The sequence below is a fragment of the Traorella massiliensis genome (assembly GCF_900104665.1).
GTDB lineage: Bacteria > Bacillota_I > Bacilli_A > Erysipelotrichales > Erysipelotrichaceae > Traorella > Traorella massiliensis.
The window spans coordinates 1,060,097-1,075,498 of record NZ_LT629969.1 but is presented as its reverse complement, the minus strand read 5'-3'; the positions used below and the strand labels follow the sequence as shown (position 1 = coordinate 1,075,498).

The 15,402-nt window shown below is 36.2% G+C and carries 17 protein-coding genes and 1 tRNA gene; 14 read left to right on the top strand and 4 right to left on the bottom strand.

Annotated elements, in window-relative coordinates:
• The first annotated feature begins 16 nt into the window (after positions 1 to 16).
• The 6 genes from obgE to ruvB all read left to right on the top strand — a co-directional run bounded on the left by obgE (position 17) and on the right by ruvB (position 4,844).
• Positions 17 to 1,303 carry a GTPase ObgE gene (gene obgE, locus BQ5367_RS12580; protein ID WP_071442799.1) on the top strand — a complete coding sequence of 429 codons (1,287 nt, stop codon included), beginning with the start codon at positions 17 to 19 and terminating at the stop codon, positions 1,301 to 1,303.
• Between the two features lie 75 nt (positions 1,304 to 1,378).
• Positions 1,379 to 1,855: an NUDIX domain-containing protein gene (locus BQ5367_RS12575; RefSeq protein WP_161940496.1), complete on the top strand. Its 477-nt coding sequence runs from the start codon at positions 1,379 to 1,381 to the stop codon at positions 1,853 to 1,855.
• Between the two features lies 1 nt (position 1,856).
• A complete protein-coding gene (locus BQ5367_RS12570; protein ID WP_071442797.1) occupies positions 1,857 to 2,609 on the top strand; it encodes an exodeoxyribonuclease III in 753 nt (250 codons plus the stop codon).
• Positions 2,606 to 3,250 (top strand): HAD family hydrolase, encoded by a 645-nt coding sequence (locus tag BQ5367_RS12565; protein ID WP_071442796.1) that lies wholly within the window; start codon positions 2,606 to 2,608, stop codon positions 3,248 to 3,250. Before BQ5367_RS12570 ends, BQ5367_RS12565 begins: the two co-directional genes overlap by 4 nt.
• A gap of 14 nt (positions 3,251 to 3,264) precedes the next feature.
• Positions 3,265 to 3,840, top strand: a complete 576-nt coding sequence (gene ruvA, locus BQ5367_RS12560) for a Holliday junction branch migration protein RuvA (protein ID WP_071442795.1) — start codon at positions 3,265 to 3,267, stop codon at positions 3,838 to 3,840.
• A 2-nt stretch (positions 3,841 to 3,842) separates the two neighbouring features.
• A complete protein-coding gene (ruvB, locus tag BQ5367_RS12555) occupies positions 3,843 to 4,844 on the top strand; it encodes a Holliday junction branch migration DNA helicase RuvB (protein ID WP_071442794.1) in 1,002 nt (333 codons plus the stop codon).
• Between the two features lie 9 nt (positions 4,845 to 4,853).
• Here the strand turns inward: ruvB and BQ5367_RS12550 are convergent, their stop codons facing one another.
• The gene (locus BQ5367_RS12550) at positions 4,854 to 5,192 is read right to left on the bottom strand and encodes a hypothetical protein (protein WP_071442793.1); all 339 of its coding nucleotides are present in this window, start codon (positions 5,190 to 5,192) and stop codon (positions 4,854 to 4,856) included.
• Positions 5,193 to 5,232: 40 nt separating this feature from the next.
• On the opposite strand from BQ5367_RS12550, the gene BQ5367_RS12545 reads away from it, so the two are divergent.
• Positions 5,233 to 5,901 carry a YetF domain-containing protein gene (locus tag BQ5367_RS12545; RefSeq protein ID WP_071442907.1) on the top strand — a complete coding sequence of 223 codons (669 nt, stop codon included), beginning with the start codon at positions 5,233 to 5,235 and terminating at the stop codon, positions 5,899 to 5,901.
• Here BQ5367_RS12545 and BQ5367_RS12540 read toward each other — a convergent pair.
• The gene (locus tag BQ5367_RS12540) at positions 5,858 to 7,144 is read right to left on the bottom strand and encodes an oligosaccharide flippase family protein (RefSeq protein ID WP_071442792.1); all 1,287 of its coding nucleotides are present in this window, start codon (positions 7,142 to 7,144) and stop codon (positions 5,858 to 5,860) included. The two genes, BQ5367_RS12545 and BQ5367_RS12540, sit on opposite strands and share 44 nt — an antisense overlap.
• A 64-nt stretch (positions 7,145 to 7,208) precedes the next feature.
• On the opposite strand from BQ5367_RS12540, the gene BQ5367_RS12535 reads away from it, so the two are divergent.
• Genes BQ5367_RS12535 through BQ5367_RS12510 form a run of 6 tightly spaced genes read left to right on the top strand, consistent with a single transcriptional unit; the run spans position 7,209 to position 12,625 of the window.
• Entirely contained in the window at positions 7,209 to 7,493 is a 285-nt protein-coding gene (locus tag BQ5367_RS12535) for a post-transcriptional regulator (RefSeq protein ID WP_071442791.1), read from the top strand.
• 10 nt (positions 7,494 to 7,503) lie between these two features.
• Entirely contained in the window at positions 7,504 to 9,084 is a 1,581-nt protein-coding gene (locus tag BQ5367_RS12530; protein WP_071442790.1) for a DHH family phosphoesterase, read from the top strand.
• Entirely contained in the window at positions 9,074 to 9,856 is a 783-nt protein-coding gene (lgt, locus tag BQ5367_RS12525) for a prolipoprotein diacylglyceryl transferase (RefSeq protein ID WP_071442789.1), read from the top strand. Before BQ5367_RS12530 ends, lgt begins: the two co-directional genes overlap by 11 nt.
• The gene (locus tag BQ5367_RS12520; RefSeq protein WP_071442788.1) at positions 9,846 to 10,997 is read left to right on the top strand and encodes an AI-2E family transporter; all 1,152 of its coding nucleotides are present in this window, start codon (positions 9,846 to 9,848) and stop codon (positions 10,995 to 10,997) included. Before lgt ends, BQ5367_RS12520 begins: the two co-directional genes overlap by 11 nt.
• Positions 10,984 to 11,700, top strand: a complete 717-nt coding sequence (locus BQ5367_RS12515; protein WP_071442787.1) for a GNAT family N-acetyltransferase — start codon at positions 10,984 to 10,986, stop codon at positions 11,698 to 11,700. Before BQ5367_RS12520 ends, BQ5367_RS12515 begins: the two co-directional genes overlap by 14 nt.
• A 31-nt stretch (positions 11,701 to 11,731) precedes the next feature.
• Positions 11,732 to 12,625 carry a hypothetical protein gene (locus tag BQ5367_RS12510; protein ID WP_071442786.1) on the top strand — a complete coding sequence of 298 codons (894 nt, stop codon included), beginning with the start codon at positions 11,732 to 11,734 and terminating at the stop codon, positions 12,623 to 12,625.
• 88 nt (positions 12,626 to 12,713) lie between these two features.
• On the opposite strand, the gene gltX is transcribed toward BQ5367_RS12510, so the two are convergent.
• Both gltX and BQ5367_RS12500 read right to left on the bottom strand, forming a co-directional pair.
• Positions 12,714 to 14,168, bottom strand: a complete 1,455-nt coding sequence (gene gltX, locus BQ5367_RS12505) for a glutamate--tRNA ligase (RefSeq protein WP_071442785.1) — start codon at positions 14,166 to 14,168, stop codon at positions 12,714 to 12,716.
• 72 nt (positions 14,169 to 14,240) lie between these two features.
• Positions 14,241 to 14,317: transfer RNA gene (locus BQ5367_RS12500), tRNA-Glu, on the bottom strand.
• 90 nt (positions 14,318 to 14,407) lie between these two features.
• Here BQ5367_RS12500 and BQ5367_RS12495 point away from each other — a divergent pair.
• Positions 14,408 to 15,325, top strand: a complete 918-nt coding sequence (locus tag BQ5367_RS12495) for an isoaspartyl peptidase/L-asparaginase (protein WP_071442784.1) — start codon at positions 14,408 to 14,410, stop codon at positions 15,323 to 15,325.
• Positions 15,326 to 15,402 lie beyond the last annotated feature (77 nt).

The window sequence follows — 15,402 nt, the reverse complement described above, 5'->3', positions numbered from 1 at the left end:
CTAAAGGAGGTGTCGCATGTTTGTCGATCGAGTTAAGATTCACTGTAAAGCAGGTAAAGGCGGCGATGGGATCGTAGCCTTTCGCCGTGAAAAATATGTACCGCTTGGTGGCCCAAGCGGGGGTGATGGCGGAAAAGGCGGAAGTGTTATTTTTGAAACTGACACAGGTAAATTTACTTTGCTGGATCTGCGTTATTCTAAAAAAGTAGTTGCGCAAGACGGTGAAAAAGGAAAACCAAAGAAAATGCATGGAGCGAATGGAAAAGACGTCACTGTGAAAGTTCCTTTAGGAACGATCATCAAAGATGAAAAGAGCGGTGCTATCCTTGCTGATCTGACACGTAATGGTCAAAAAGCCATCATCTGTGCAGGGGGTAAGGGAGGACGTGGTAACTTTCATTTTAAAAGCAGTGTCAATTCAGCTCCTGAATATTGTGAAATGGGTGAATTTGGCGATGAGAAAGATGTCATCGTTGAATTAAAAGTTCTTGCTGATGTTGGACTTGTCGGGTTCCCTAGTGTGGGCAAGAGTACCTTGTTATCTGTTGTCAGTGCTGCCAGACCTGAGATTGCTGAGTATCATTTCACGACGCTTAAACCAAATCTTGGAATGGTACAGGTACCGGATGGACGTAGCTTTGTGATGGCGGATCTGCCAGGACTGATCGAAGGTGCCTCCCAAGGGAAAGGTTTAGGATATGAGTTTTTACGTCATATTGAACGCTGTAGAGTTATCTTACATGTGATTGATATGGGAGCAAATGATGGACGTGATCCGGTAGAAGATTATCGTATCATCAATAAGGAACTTGAAAATTATCAATATCGTCTGTTAGAAAGGCCACAGATCGTAGTGGCAAATAAAATGGATTTAGAGGGTGCTTCAGAGAATTTGAAACGTTTTAAAGAAGCTTATCCAGATATAGAAGTGTTTGAAACGACGACGATCATTGATGAAGGACTTGAACCGGTATTATATCGGGCCGCTGATTTATTGGATCAGACAGATCCTTTCCCAATTTTTGATGAAAATCATAAAGAGGAAACACAAGGTGTTCTTTATAAGTTTGAAGAGCCAAAACCAGCCTTTGAAATCAAGAATCTTGGTAATGGCCGCTGGGAATTAACAGGTGATGAAATCGAGAAAGCTTTCCATGCAACGCAGTTTAATTCTGAAGAAGCAGATCAGCGTTTTGCTCGCAAGATGCGTATCATGGGAGTAGATCAGGCACTTCGTGATGCGGGATGTCAAGATGGGGATATCATCATTTTATGTAATGTAGAATTTGCATTTGTAGAATAAGACAGCTTTGGCTGTCTTTTTTTGAAATTTGTGTTTTGATTGAAAAGCCTGCAAGAAAATGATAGTATTATGCATATGGAATTAGCAAGTCATACAGTGAGTGCGGCAGCTTTTATTTTTAAAAAAGGACGTTTGCTGCTGATACACAATCCTAGAAAAGGATGGGAAACCCCAGGTGGTATTATTGAGAATGGAGAAACACTCATTGCCGCTTTAAAAAGAGAAATTCAGGAAGAATGCGGGCTATGTGTAGAAATTCAATATCTAAGCAGCATTACATCGGTTGTAAATTCCTCAAAAGGATATAACGGTGTTAAAAAGATATTGCCTTTGATCATCTTTGACTTTGTATGTGAATGTGATCAAGAAGAAGTGATTCTTTCTGAAGAACATGATGACTATTGCTGGGTAGAGATCGATCAGGCTTTTAAACTGATAAGAAAAGATCTTCTTTTTCGTTTAGAAAGTTCTTTGAATAAGAAGATTGATTTTTTTGGATGCACAAAAGAAGCTGAGACAGAAGTTTTTGAAGAAATAAGAGTAGGTGAATAGAATGAAACTTATATCGTGGAATGTAAATGGCATACGAGCTTGTGTGAATAAAGGATTTTATGATTTTTTCTTAAAGGAAAATGCCGATATTTTTTGTATACAGGAGAGTAAGATGCAGGAAGGACAGCTTGATTTTGATTTGCCAGACTATCATATTTATATGAATAGTGCACAAAAAAAAGGTTATTCCGGTGTCATTACTTTTTCAAAGACTGAACCTTTGAATGTCACAAAGGGAATTGGTATCGAGGAACATGATCAAGAGGGAAGAGTATTGACATGTGAATATGATGATTTTTATCTTGTGAACTGTTATACGCCTAATAGTAAGGATGGTCTGATTCGTCTTGATTATCGTATGCAGTGGGAAGATGATTTTCGTGCTTTTTTAAAGAAATTAGAAGAACATAAACCAGTGATCTTATGTGGTGATTTAAATGTTGCTCATGAAGAAATTGATTTAAAGAATCCAAAGACAAATCGTATGAATGCAGGCTTTAGTGATCAGGAGCGTGCGAAAATGAGCGAATTGTTAGCGAATGGTTTTATAGATACGTATCGTTATTTATATCCGGATAAGATCGAGTATTCATGGTGGAGCTATCGCTTTAAAGCCAGGGAAAAGAATGCTGGATGGCGAATTGATTATTTTATTGTCAGTGAGTGTTTAAAGAGCAGAATTATTGATTCAAAGATTTATACAGATATCTTTGGCAGTGATCATGCACCTGTTGGATTGGAGCTAAAAGGATGAAAGGGTTTATTTTTGATTTAGATGGCACGCTTTTAGATTCTTTAGGCTTATGGCTGGATATTGATAAGAAGTATATGGCGATGCATGGTATAGAATATAAAAGGGAGTATACGGATGCCATTAAGCGTTTAACGTATGTAGAATGTTCCTATTATTTTAAAAATGTATTAGGTGTCGATAAGGAGGCAGAAGAGATTCAGCAGGATTGGATGGATATGTCTCATGCAGCTTATCAAAATGATTTGCCACTAAAGCCATATGCTTATGAGTTTGTGCAAAAGTGTGCTTCAATGGGTAAATGTATCATAGCAACTTCTTGTCATAAGGAGAGCGCAATAGCCGCCTTAAAGCGTACAGGTTTGTATTCCATGATGGAAGATGTTGTGACGACAAATGAAGTAGGATTGAATAAAGAAAATCCAAGAATATATGAGCTTTGTGCTCAAAAGCTTGATTTATCACCAGAAGAGTGTATCGTATTTGAAGATGTGGCTTCAGCGGCCTTATGTGCCCATCAGGCTCATTTTAAAGTTATTGGTATTTTAGATGATATGTGGAGTCATGATCAGAGTGAATTGAAACGTGTTTGTGTGAAAACGATTCATTCATTTAAGGAGCTTATTGATTCAGATATGATATAGAAAGGGGTTTTGATATGATTGCTTTTGTAAAAGGAAGTGTTTATGGAACTACAAATGATGCTTTGATCTTAGAGAATCATGGCATCGGCTATCAGATATTTACGCCTGATCCAAAACAATATGCGATTGGAAGTGAAGTGCTTTTATATACGTACCAGTATGTACGTGAAGATGCCCTAGCTTTATATGGTTTTAAAGAACATGAAACGTATGAGCTTTTTTTGCGTTTGATCGAAGTTAAAGGGTTAGGATGTAAAAGTGCTATGAATATGTTGTCGATGGGACAGATATCAAGGATCGTGGAAGCCATTGAGCAGGGCGATCTGACTTTCTTGAAAAGCTGTCCGGGCATTGGGGCGAAAACGGCTCAGCAGATCGTCTTGGATCTAAAGGGTAAGCTTGTTTCACCTAAAGATGATTCTAAAGAAACGGTTGATCAGAATCTTCAGGATGCACATGATGCCTTGATTGCTTTGGGGTATCGTGAACAGGAAATTAAATCGGTACTTAGAGAAGTGGCAAAGAGTGATTATAAAAATACAGATGAAGCAATGCGTATCGCTCTTTCTTATTTATTGAAGAGGTATTAGTTATGAGCGAGAGAATACTGCAAGCTGAAACGATGAATTATGAAGATGATGCTTCACTGCGTCCTCAGCGTTTAGACGATTATGTGGGACAGAAAGAATTAAAAGAGAATATGCGGGTTTTTGTGAAGGCTGCAAAAGCACGTAATGAAGCCTTGGATCATGTGCTTTTGTATGGACCTCCGGGACTTGGGAAAACAACGCTTTCTTATATTTTAGCGAATGAGATGGGAACACATATTAAAACAGCAAGCGGGCCTTCCATTGAAAAAGGAGGCGATCTGGCTGCTATCTTATCTTCATTGGAACCGGGTGATGTATTGTTTATCGATGAAATTCATCGTCTGCCTAGTCAGGTTGAAGAAATCTTATATCCTGCTATGGAAGATTTCTGTATCGATATCATTGTCGGTAAAGATGCGGCAACACGAACGGTTCGTCTGAGTCTGCCGCCTTTTACCTTAGTAGGAGCCACCACTCGTGCCGGTGATCTTTCAGCACCTTTGCGTGATCGTTTTGGAATTGTGAGCCAGCTTCAATATTATGATATTGAAGAGCTTTCAAGTATTATTTTAAGAACAAGCCGGGTCATGGGAAATGAAATTGATGATGAAGCCATTCATGAGATCGCTTTAAGAAGCAGAGGAACACCTCGTATCGCCAATCGTCTATTTCGAAGAGTACGTGATTTTGCCCAGGTCATGAATGATGGTGTTGTGTCTATTGATATTGCTAAGATGGCGCTAGACCGTCTCCATGTCGATTCTAAGGGTCTTGATATGGTTGACCACAAATACTTAAAAGGGATCATCGAACGCTTTAAAGGAGGTCCTGTGGGGCTGGAAGCAATTGCTAGCAGCATTGGTGAAGAAGCAATGACGCTGGAAGATGTGTATGAACCATATTTGTTGCAGATTGGTTTTATCAACCGTACACCTCGTGGACGTGTCGTAACTGCAAAAGCATATGAACATTTAGGAATTGAATATCAACAGAAGCTATTTTAAGCTTCTGTTTTAAATACTGCGGGCAAATAGGGCAGCAATGATAAATAAGAACCATTTCGCAATCAATAATAAGATCGCAAAGACACTTTTCTTTACAAATATAAAACAGAAAAGAAAGCCGGCAAGTGCAAATCCTAAAGCAAAAAAGAAAGTCTTTTCACGTATATTACGTCCTAAAAGAAAACCACAGATGATCAAAACTAAAAAACCAAATATTTTTGAAAGAATTGCAAGAGAAGATACAAAAAGATTCAGAAAGTATAAAAAAGAAAGAATCATCGATACTATAAGAGTAAGCAAGATACAGCATAATAGTGTAAATAAAAGTGAGCGGATATTTTTTTTCATGATCTACCTCACTTACTAATATGCTATGGAGATGAAAATGATGAATGAATATCTAAATCTGATCTTTAAATGTTTTTTCTTTTATTTTATGATCATCCTGGCTTTACGATGTATGGGTAAACGGGAAATTGGTGAACTAAGCATTTTTGATATTGTGATTTATTTAGTTATGTCAGAATTACTGGCACTTTCATTGACTGAAAACAGCGATTCAATCTTAAAGACACTGATTCCTTTGATTACTCTTTCAGCGTTACAAGTGATCGTTGCTTTTCTTATCATGAAATTTGAAGGATTTCGCTCTCTGATCGATGGTAAGCCTGTGATTCTTATACGCAATGGTCTGATTGATCAGCAGGCAATGAAAAAAGAAAGGTATAATATTGATGATTTAATGATGCAGGTAAGAGAATGCAGTATCGGCAGCATTCATGAAATTGCTTTTGGGATCTTGGAAACGAATGGGAAACTCACGCTTTTAAAAAAGAATGACTGTAAAGTCAAATATCCTTTTCCACTGATTCAGGATGGCAAGCTTCAACGTGATAACTTACAGATGAGTGGTTTTGATATTCAAGAGATCAAGAATTCTATGCAGCAGCAAGGAATTGAAGAAATCAATGATGTTTTTTTGTGTATTGCGACAAAATCCGGTTTTTCTTTTATTAAGAAGTCGAACTTAGCTTTTTCAAAGAATAGCGTACTCTAAGCGCATGGAGAAAAGTCGTTGTCAGCATACTGACGATAATGGCAAATATCAGGACATTTTCTTTGAGGGCTGGAGTGAGAAGCGCTAGAATAGCCAAACGAAGCAGACAGCCGATCAATGTATCGACAAGCGCTTTTTTGCTTTGATCGAGGGCATGGAGGATACTGCTTAAAACAGGCTGAAGTGAATAAAAGATAAACGGAAGCGAGCTGTTTTTTAAAAAGCTGCTTCCTTCTTTTGTATTGTAGAAAAGCATTAGGATCTCATTTGGAAAGAAATAGGTGATGAGTGCACATGAAAGAGAAATAAATAAACAGATCAATGACATCATATAAAAGATTTTTTTGGCTTTTTCTAAATGATTATGTTTTTTTTCATAAACGAAGGTGGGTAATAGAGCTGAAGCAAGTGTTACGCTGATAAAAGAGGGCATTGTAAGCAAAGGTAATACATAGCCATTAAAGATGCCATAGGCATTTTTCAGCATATTTGGATTTGCAAATGCAAGAAAGATGATCGGTTCTAAAAAATAAGTCAAAGAGCCAATCAGACGAGAACTGGTCATAGGGATAGAAAGGGCGAGTATTTCTACGAAATGTTCTTTTTTTAAGTCGTGCTGACGTTTTTTAAGAGGCTGCTTTTTTAAAAAGAGAAATGCTAACATGAATAGTGTTGAACCACATTCACCAACAAAAACACTAAACATGGCAATCGTGGCTAATGAACGAGCATCTTTGAGTAAAAATGCGAAACCGATCATAAGAAATACCAAACGAAAGATTTCTTCAAAGATCTGGGAGGTGCAGGCGATCGAGTGATGCTGTTTTCCTTGAAGGATCGCTTTGCATAAACCGCTTAATGTGACCATCGGAATCATAAAGATCATGCTTTTTAAGATCGCAGATATTTGCGCATCTTTAAAAAGATGAACGGATAAAAATGGGATCAGCAGCCAGAATAAACCAATTAAAACGATATTATTGATCAGTGAAAGAATAAAGGATGAGAGGATGCCGTTTAGCGGATTGATGCTTTGGGCGATCACCTTGCTTAAAGCGGTAGGGATACCCATTTGAGCCAAAGCAATTAAAAAAACAAGGGTCGGCATGGTTAATGAATAAAGATTCATAGCTTCTAATGGCAGCACTCTGGCTAGATAGATACGCACGATAAAAGAGAGTATCTTAGCAATCGCTGAAAGCAGAATTAGAGAAATGGTTGCATAGAATATTTTTTTTTTCAAATTTTCACTCCACTTTTCGTAGTATATGTTTTATAATTATGGTTATGATTGGAGTGAGTAGTTTATGGATTCAAAGCTGCAACATCAGATTGAGCTTGCAATTGCGATCAAAACGAGTCAATTGCAGCGATGCGATCTGAAAAGCATTACCGAGCAGCATGTAAGAGATACCTTATATGGCAGTGTATGGAAAAATCGGCCACCAAAAACATTTTCAAAAGCGGTGGATGACATATTTAAGATCACAGTGAATGAAATTGTTGCTTATTTATCAAGTCAGGCTATCATTTTAGGGGGCCAGATGGATGAAAGTGAACTTGATGCATTAATTGGTGAATATTCATGGTAGGTAGATGAACATGGAGATAAAAATTCATCAATGTGAAAATGTGAGTGATTTAAGAGAAATTATCTTAGCTCATTATGATTTATGTTTAGAAGATCTTGAACAATTAAAAAAGAGTGAATTGAGTGATCCTTGGACATGTACCCATATGGAATCATGCATTTCAATATTGAAAGATATCAAAGAAAAGAAAGAAAAGATTCTTATATGCGGTGATTATGATTGTGATGGGATTTGTGCCACGGCTATTTTATGTAAAGCGTTTGAGGCTTGTCAGATCGAATATGGTTTTTATATTCCTAAAAGGATCGAAGAGGGATATGGTCTTCATGTAGATGTACTTGAAAAGGCATTGTTAAAGGGATATCGTAATATCATTACGGTTGATAATGGGGTTCGTTCTATTGAAGCGATGAAATTTGTCAAAGATCATCAGATGCGTCTGATTATTAGCGATCATCATACGTTTGAAATGGATCAGATTGATTGTGATTGTCTGATTCATCCTTTTCTTGCGGATGATACTTTTCATAATTGCTGTGGAGCGGGGATGGCCTTACAGATTGCCCGATGTCTGATTCCTGATAACAAGGAAATCGTTGCTTTAGCTGCTCTGGCTACTATTGCGGACAGCATGCCGGTTACCAGAGAAAATAGGAATATTATCAGAAAGGGTCTTGAGTATTTGAATGAAGGGTGTATGCCAGCACTTCACGCCCTTAAAAACAAGCCACAGGACACGTTTAATATTAAAATGATGTCTTATACCATTATTCCTAAAATCAACAGCATGGGACGTTTAAGTGACCGTGTGAATGTCAATAATGCCGTGCGTTATCTTTTATTAAAGGATCAGAATGCTATCTTAAATGTCGCAAGACAAATCAATCAGATCAATGATCTTCGTAAAGAAATGAGTAGTGAGATGGAAAAGATCGCTAATGGGGAAATAAAAAATGCACCATTCGAAATCATCGCCAGTCATGATTTCCATGAAGGTATCGTAGGGCTGGTTGCCAGTAAGATGGCTTCAGCTCATCATCGCCCATTTCTAGTCCTTAGCGAATTAGAGAATGAGTATAAAGGAAGCATGCGCAGTGTTGAGGGGTTTGATCTGATTCGTTATTTTTCAGACTTTGATCGTTTTGAACGATTTGGCGGACATGCTCAGGCTGCCGGAGTTACGATAAAAAAAGAAAATTTAGAAGCATTAAAAAATTATATTGATACCCATGAAATGATTTATGAAGAAAATAAAATACTTGAATGTGAATATGCGCTAGAACAGGCATTTTCTATTCAGACAGTTATGGAGTATATGGAATTAGCACCATTTGGAAATGGTTTTGAAGAAATTCTTTTCTATATTGAAAATATTCAAATCCGTGATAAGATTTCATTGGCAAATGGTAAATATTATAAAGTAATATCGACAAGTGGTATTGAATATTTGTTCTTTCATTCATCATTGATCCCATTGATTCAGGATGGTATGAATATCATTGGAAAAGTGTCTTTAAATGATTATAGAGGACAGCTTCATATCTGTATCATTGTGGAAGATGTAATCATGGAGAATATGTATGTACAATGATCTTTTTACGATTGGCTCATTTACCGTACACAGTTATGGCCTGATGATTGCGGTAGGACTGTTGAGCGGTTATCTGATTGCGGAAAAAAGAGCTCAAAAGAAACATTTAAATACAGATGAATTGCTGAATCTATTTTTTGTATGCATGTTTGGCTGTGCCATTGGCGGAAAGTTATTGTACTGTATCGTAGAATATGAAACATTCTCAAAAAATCCGGCCTTGCTTTTTGATTTAGAAAATGGTTTTGTCATTTATGGAGGACTGATAGGTGCACTATTTGCTGGTTATAAGTATTGCCGCTTCAAAGGTCTTTCTTTTTTGAAATATTTCGAGATCTTTGTTCCTTCACTTGCGTGGGCTCAAGGCTTTGGCAGAATCGGCTGTTTTTTAGCCGGCTGCTGTTATGGAAAACCAACGGATGCATGGTATGGGATTGCCTTTACACATTCAAATATTGCTCCAAACAATATTCCTTTGATTCCAACTCAATTGATCAGCAGTGTCTTTGATTTTATATTGGCAGGATTACTTTTTTATATAGCTTCAAAAAAGAAAAAAGATGGTATATTATTAAGCGTTTACTTAATTCTGTACAGTATTGGACGTTTCATGATCGAATTTTTACGTAATGATGAACGTGGCTTTATTGCATTTCTTTCGACTTCACAGCTGATTTCTATATTTACGCTTCTTTTGGGAATTTATCTCTATTATAAATCTACTCAAAAGGTTATAATAAAACATGACAGAGGTAACGAATATGAATTTTAAGAAAAAAGTAAAAGATGCTACTTTTAAAGAAGTGCTGATCTTAGTTGGACTAGTCATCCTGATGCTGTTTATATTAATGAATTATAGCTGGTTATGGGAAACTCTGATGACCTTGTTGGGCGTTGTAAAACCGTTTATTTATGGAGTGTGTATTGCTTTCATCTTTAATATTCCAATGCAGTTTTTCATGCGTAAGCTGCCACCAAGAAAAGATGGAAAAAAACCGAAGCTTTTGGCAGCCATGATAACTCTTCTATGTTTTATTTTAGTAATCACTTTAATCATTTGGATCATTGTTCCACGCATCGTTGATAATATTATCATGTTACTTAATAATTTTGATAATTACAGAGCGGAAGTAGAGAATTTTATTGAGGTATTATTTGCGAATATAGGGCTGGAGGAGAGTGCAATAGATTCTTTGGTTAATTCGCTTTCTGATTTGTCAAACCAGTTTATAGGTGTTTTACAGTCTTTGGTTCCGGCTATGTTTAATATCGTTACAACAATTGCCAGTTCAATAACAAATGTTATTTTCTCAATACTGATTGCGATGTATTTAGTCATTTCTAAAGAAGTTTTGATACGACAAGGTGATCGGATTGGAAAAGTACTGTTAAATGAAAAAAGATATCATGTCTTCAAAGAATTGATGCATTTGATCAGTGATACCTTTGCAAGCTTTATCAGCGGACAGGGAATTGAAGCGGTGATCATTGGTGTTTTGTGTTATATCGGATGCAAGATCTTAGGAATTGAATATGCTTCTATCGTTTCTGTCATTATCGGTGTTACGAACATGATACCGATCTTTGGAGCGATTATCGGAACGGCATTCAGTGCTTTATTTATTGCTTTTGTTAATCCGATCCAGGGTCTTGTATTTCTTGTTTTCGGTATCTGTTTACAGCAATTTGAATCAAATCTGATCTATCCGCATGTAGTAGGTTCTTCCATTGGTCTGCCAGCTTTGTGGGTATTGTTTGCGGTAACGGTCGGTGGCGGCTTATTTGGTGTTGCAGGTATGATTTTCGGACTTCCAACTTTCTCAGTTATATATGAGGTATTTAGGCGTTATATCATAAAAAAAGAAAAAGCATATAATATGCAAAAAGGAGAACTTTCAAATGGAACAGAGTGATCTGATTCAGCAATATATATCAAAGAGTGCTAATGCAGGTGTAACGATCGAAATAGAATTATTAACAGAAAGTGCTAAAAAAATGAAAATTATAGAGAATAAGATCTATATCAATCCTACTCTTATATCTCATGATGATTTTGAATTGTATCTATCTTACCTTGTACGTAAACTTGTTTTACCAAAAATGAAATTTGAAACAGAACGTCTTTTAATAAGACGTTATGAAGAGAGAGATCATGATGATTGTTTTGATTTTTTAAAAGATCGAGAAACATGTTATATGGATGGAGGTTATGAACCTTTTGAAGCAATGAATGAAGCCTATGATTCCCTTATGCAGAGTTTTAAAGAAGATGAGGGAAGACTGATGATCTATTCGAAAACAGATCAGAAAGTTATTGGTGTCATCCATTTGATGGATGTAAAAGATCGTGCAGTTGAGACGATGGAAATAGGGTATGTCATTGCTCCTCAATATCGTCGATGTGGGTATGCTTATGAAGCATTGTCAGCATTGATTCATAAATTACAAGAAGATTTTAAACTAGATCTGCTTATTGCAGGAGCCATTGAAGAAAATATTTCTTCTATTCAATTATTAAAAAAATTAGGATTTATCTATGAAGGAAAAAGGATTAAAGCTTTTTATCATCCTTGTTATGGTGCGATCGATTTAGTTTATTATTATAAAGAACGTTAAATATTTAAGGGATATGAAAGGAGTCATCTGCATGAAACATGGACGATTAGGCCTTTGTGTTTTCTTATTATTAGCTCTAAGCGGTTGTCAGGAAGAAGAAGGCAGTGAATATATCCTTCCTATTGGATCACAGTATTTCTTAGGTAAAGAATCGTATGCAGATATAGATGATCATGAAACTGATTCTTTTAGTTTAGATTCTACATATGCCAATGAGGTCACTGTTGAGGATGAGTACTTGATTCTAGAAGCTGATGATTCACAGGTAAAGAAACTTATAGAAAACAATCAGAAAATGATGGAAGAAATTGCTCAAGAATTTGAAGCTATAAATGATCATTTTTCGGTTGAATGGAGCGATGATTATTCTTCTGTGATTTTTAATGTAGATTCTGAAGGATTGTTTTCAGATGATCCTAATGATGCCTTAGAAAATATGAGTCATAGTTTTTGGATCAATTACATCTTACAGACGAATCGTATTTTAATGACCCATGATTGTGATATAGCTATTGATGTTACTTATAAAAATGCAAATAGCGGCTATATACTTTCAAAAGGCTTATTTCCTTATGAATCATTTACATTGACCGAAAATGATTGGATATTAAGTGAAAAACAAGATGTATTGCTTAGTTCAAATTATGATGGGTATACAGATATGAAAATGACTGTTAAAGAAATAGAAACAGATAAAATCATATTTACTCCTGAGAAAAATGGTTCATTTTATACAAATGATGAAAGCCTGTGCCTTTGTTTAGATAGCGTTTATGCTGATGATGTCAACTTGCCTTATCATATTGAAGAAGGCGATGTATTTGTGCTTAGGGTAGACGGGAACTATGCTTTACATGAGGATGGGGATGATATCCCTGATATAGCACCAGCTGCTATGATCCCTGAAAAATATTATGCAGAATGAAAATGAGGCCTGATCATAAGGCTTCTTTTTTTAATCATTTAAATAAAAAGAAGACACCTCTTAAAAAGATGTCTTCTTTAACTACCTTTTATTGTTCAGAAAGATATTTTGTTAGATCTTCAATTGCCTGATTTAATCGACGCATTGTTTCTTCTTTTCCGATGATATGGGCAATTTCTACAGCTCCTCCTGGTGTAAATGCTTTATAGGTCAAAGCCACACGTACTGGCCACATCACACGCCCGTTTTTAACTTCATGTTTAGCAGCAAGATCCACAAAGAACTTAGAGAATGCTTCATCATCTGTGAAATCACTAACAGAATCAATTTCATCTACGACCCATTTTAATGCTTCTAAAGAATTTTCAGGATTTGTTTTCATTTTCTTATGTGTATATAAAGATGCATCAAATGGATATGGAGCATCAATGAAATCGATCATTTCTGGAATATCTGCCAGCATTTCAACACGAGGCTGAAGTGCTTTTGAGATTTCCATAAGATCAACATTTGATTTGATATCCTTGTAGTATGGTAATGCTAACTCATGGAACTCTTCTAATGTTTTATTTCTTAAATAAACACCGTTCATCCATTTTAACTTATTGATATCAAAGATAGAACCTGATTTAGAAATGCGATCAATTGAAAATTCTTTTACAAGTTCATCTAAAGAAAAGATTTCCTGTTCGCCTTCTGGTGACCAGCCAAGCAAAGCAATGTAGTTAATGATAGCTTCACTAAGAATACCTTTTTCACGTAAATCCTGGAAAGAAGCATCACCATTTCGTTTTGAAAGTTTATGAAATTCATCTTTCATAACAGGTGGTACATGAACATATGTAGGAATATCCCAGCCAAATGCCTGATAGATTAAGTTGTATTTAGGAGTACTGGATAAATATTCATTTCCTCTTACGACATGAGTAATACCCATTAAATGATCATCTACGATATTTGCAAAGTTATATGTTGGATAACCATCACTTTTTAAAAGCACCCCTTCATCTAATTGAGCATTTTCAACTTCGATATGTCCATAAACTTCATCATCAAAAGATGTTGTTCCAGTTGCGGGAATTGTCTGTCTTACAGTATAAGGTTCACCTTTTGCAATTCTCTCACGTGCTTCTTCTTTAGAAATAAAGCGGCATGGATCTACATAACGATAACTTAAGTCATGACCTTCTTTTTCGGCCTGAACTTCTTCTTCTTTACAGAAACAATAATGAGCGCCACCAAGATCGACAAGCTTATCTGCATATTCTTTATAAAGAGGAAGACGTTGTGACTGAATATAAGGCCCACAGTCACCTGGTTTATCTGGTCCTTCATCATAATGAAGACCTGTCTGGTTAATTACATCGTAAATGATGTCTACAGCACCTTCTACTTCTCTTTCCTGATCGGTATCTTCGATTCGCAATAAGAAATCGCCATTTTCATGTTTGGCAATCAGATATTCATATAGAGCGGTTCTCAGATTTCCGATATGCATATATCCGGTTGGAGATGGTGCAAATCTAGTACGTACTTTTTTCATAAAATCTCCTTTATTTACCGTACATCATTATAGTACATAAAAAAAGAACCTTCAAGGTTCAAGTTTATAAAATGGTAGCCCGTAGGGGGTTCGAACCCCTGAGTGCTGGAATGAGAATCCAGTGTGTTAGACCGCTTCACCAACGGGCCATAACAAGATTATAACGCAAACTAGAAAACTGTTCAAGTAAATCTTAACAATTTTATATTTTTTGATATACTATTAGCGAGGTGAAAACAATGAGATGGTCAATGATTGCGACATGGAAAATGTCTTATGATGGTGTAAAAAAAGGAACTTGTCTTTTAAAGGATAATAAAAGTGCAAAAGAAGCTGTTTTAGAAGCGATTCATGAAGTGGAAAAAAATGAAAATTATCATTCTGTAGGATATAGCGGATTGCCAAATGAACAGGGCGTTGTTCAGTGTGATGCTGGTTTTATGGACGGTGAAACGTTACAGGCGGGGGCAGTAGGGGCTCTGGAAGACGTAGTTCATGCTGTAGATGTGGCTTATGAATGTTCAAAAGGACGATTTAATAATGTTCTTGTAGGAGAAGGTGCTAATGAATTTGCGTCATCTTTAGGTATAAAAAAAGAAACAATGTTAACTAAAGAGAGTTATGAGAAATATCTTCAAAGAAAAAAAGAAAAACTTCCTCTTTCAAGCTATGATGGTCACGATACAGTTGGAATGGTGGCCTTAGATCAACAAGGTCATCTTGTCAGTGCAACAAGCACAAGCGGTCTTTTTATGAAGAAAAAGGGAAGAATTGGAGATTCGCCTCTTATTGGCAGTGGTTTCTACTGTGATGATGAGGCCGGCGGAGCAGCAGCGACTGGTGTTGGTGAAGAGATCATGAGAGGATGTTTAAGCTATGAGACAGTACGCAGAATGAAAGAAGGAATGTCAGCCCAGCAGGCAGCATCTTCTACAGTTTATGAATGGACAGAAAAGATGATTTTAAAAAAAGGATATTGTGATGCGATTTCTTTGATTTGTATGAATGTGCAAGGAGAAGTGGGGATAGGTACAAATATTAAATTTGCTTTTGTCTGTGCTGATGAAAATCATGAACCTCAGGTTTATGTTGCGATACCTGATGGAAAAGATATAATTTTGCGTGCATATGATGATTATCAGGATCATTTAGATTAAATGTATGAATTTATCATAAAAGGTAAAATATGTGAATTTATAAGTTACATTGCAATTTAATATAAAATCATGTAAAA

Coding starts and splice junctions, on each gene's coding strand:
- BQ5367_RS12565 (WP_071442796.1), top strand. CDS start 2,606: ATGAAAGGGTTTATTTTTGATTTAGATGGCACGCTTTTAGATTCTTTA.
- BQ5367_RS12550 (WP_071442793.1), bottom strand. CDS start 5,192: ATGAAAAAAAATATCCGCTCACTTTTATTTACACTATTATGCTGTATC.
- BQ5367_RS12570 (WP_071442797.1), top strand. CDS start 1,857: ATGAAACTTATATCGTGGAATGTAAATGGCATACGAGCTTGTGTGAAT.
- BQ5367_RS12530 (WP_071442790.1), top strand. CDS start 7,504: ATGGAGATAAAAATTCATCAATGTGAAAATGTGAGTGATTTAAGAGAA.
- gltX (WP_071442785.1), bottom strand. CDS start 14,168: ATGAAAAAAGTACGTACTAGATTTGCACCATCTCCAACCGGATATATG.
- lgt (WP_071442789.1), top strand. CDS start 9,074: ATGTACAATGATCTTTTTACGATTGGCTCATTTACCGTACACAGTTAT.
- BQ5367_RS12520 (WP_071442788.1), top strand. CDS start 9,846: ATGAATTTTAAGAAAAAAGTAAAAGATGCTACTTTTAAAGAAGTGCTG.
- BQ5367_RS12495 (WP_071442784.1), top strand. CDS start 14,408: ATGAGATGGTCAATGATTGCGACATGGAAAATGTCTTATGATGGTGTA.
- BQ5367_RS12575 (WP_161940496.1), top strand. CDS start 1,379: ATGGAATTAGCAAGTCATACAGTGAGTGCGGCAGCTTTTATTTTTAAA.
- ruvA (WP_071442795.1), top strand. CDS start 3,265: ATGATTGCTTTTGTAAAAGGAAGTGTTTATGGAACTACAAATGATGCT.
- BQ5367_RS12510 (WP_071442786.1), top strand. CDS start 11,732: ATGAAACATGGACGATTAGGCCTTTGTGTTTTCTTATTATTAGCTCTA.
- BQ5367_RS12535 (WP_071442791.1), top strand. CDS start 7,209: ATGGATTCAAAGCTGCAACATCAGATTGAGCTTGCAATTGCGATCAAA.
- obgE (WP_071442799.1), top strand. CDS start 17: ATGTTTGTCGATCGAGTTAAGATTCACTGTAAAGCAGGTAAAGGCGGC.
- BQ5367_RS12545 (WP_071442907.1), top strand. CDS start 5,233: ATGAATGAATATCTAAATCTGATCTTTAAATGTTTTTTCTTTTATTTT.
- ruvB (WP_071442794.1), top strand. CDS start 3,843: ATGAGCGAGAGAATACTGCAAGCTGAAACGATGAATTATGAAGATGAT.
- BQ5367_RS12515 (WP_071442787.1), top strand. CDS start 10,984: ATGGAACAGAGTGATCTGATTCAGCAATATATATCAAAGAGTGCTAAT.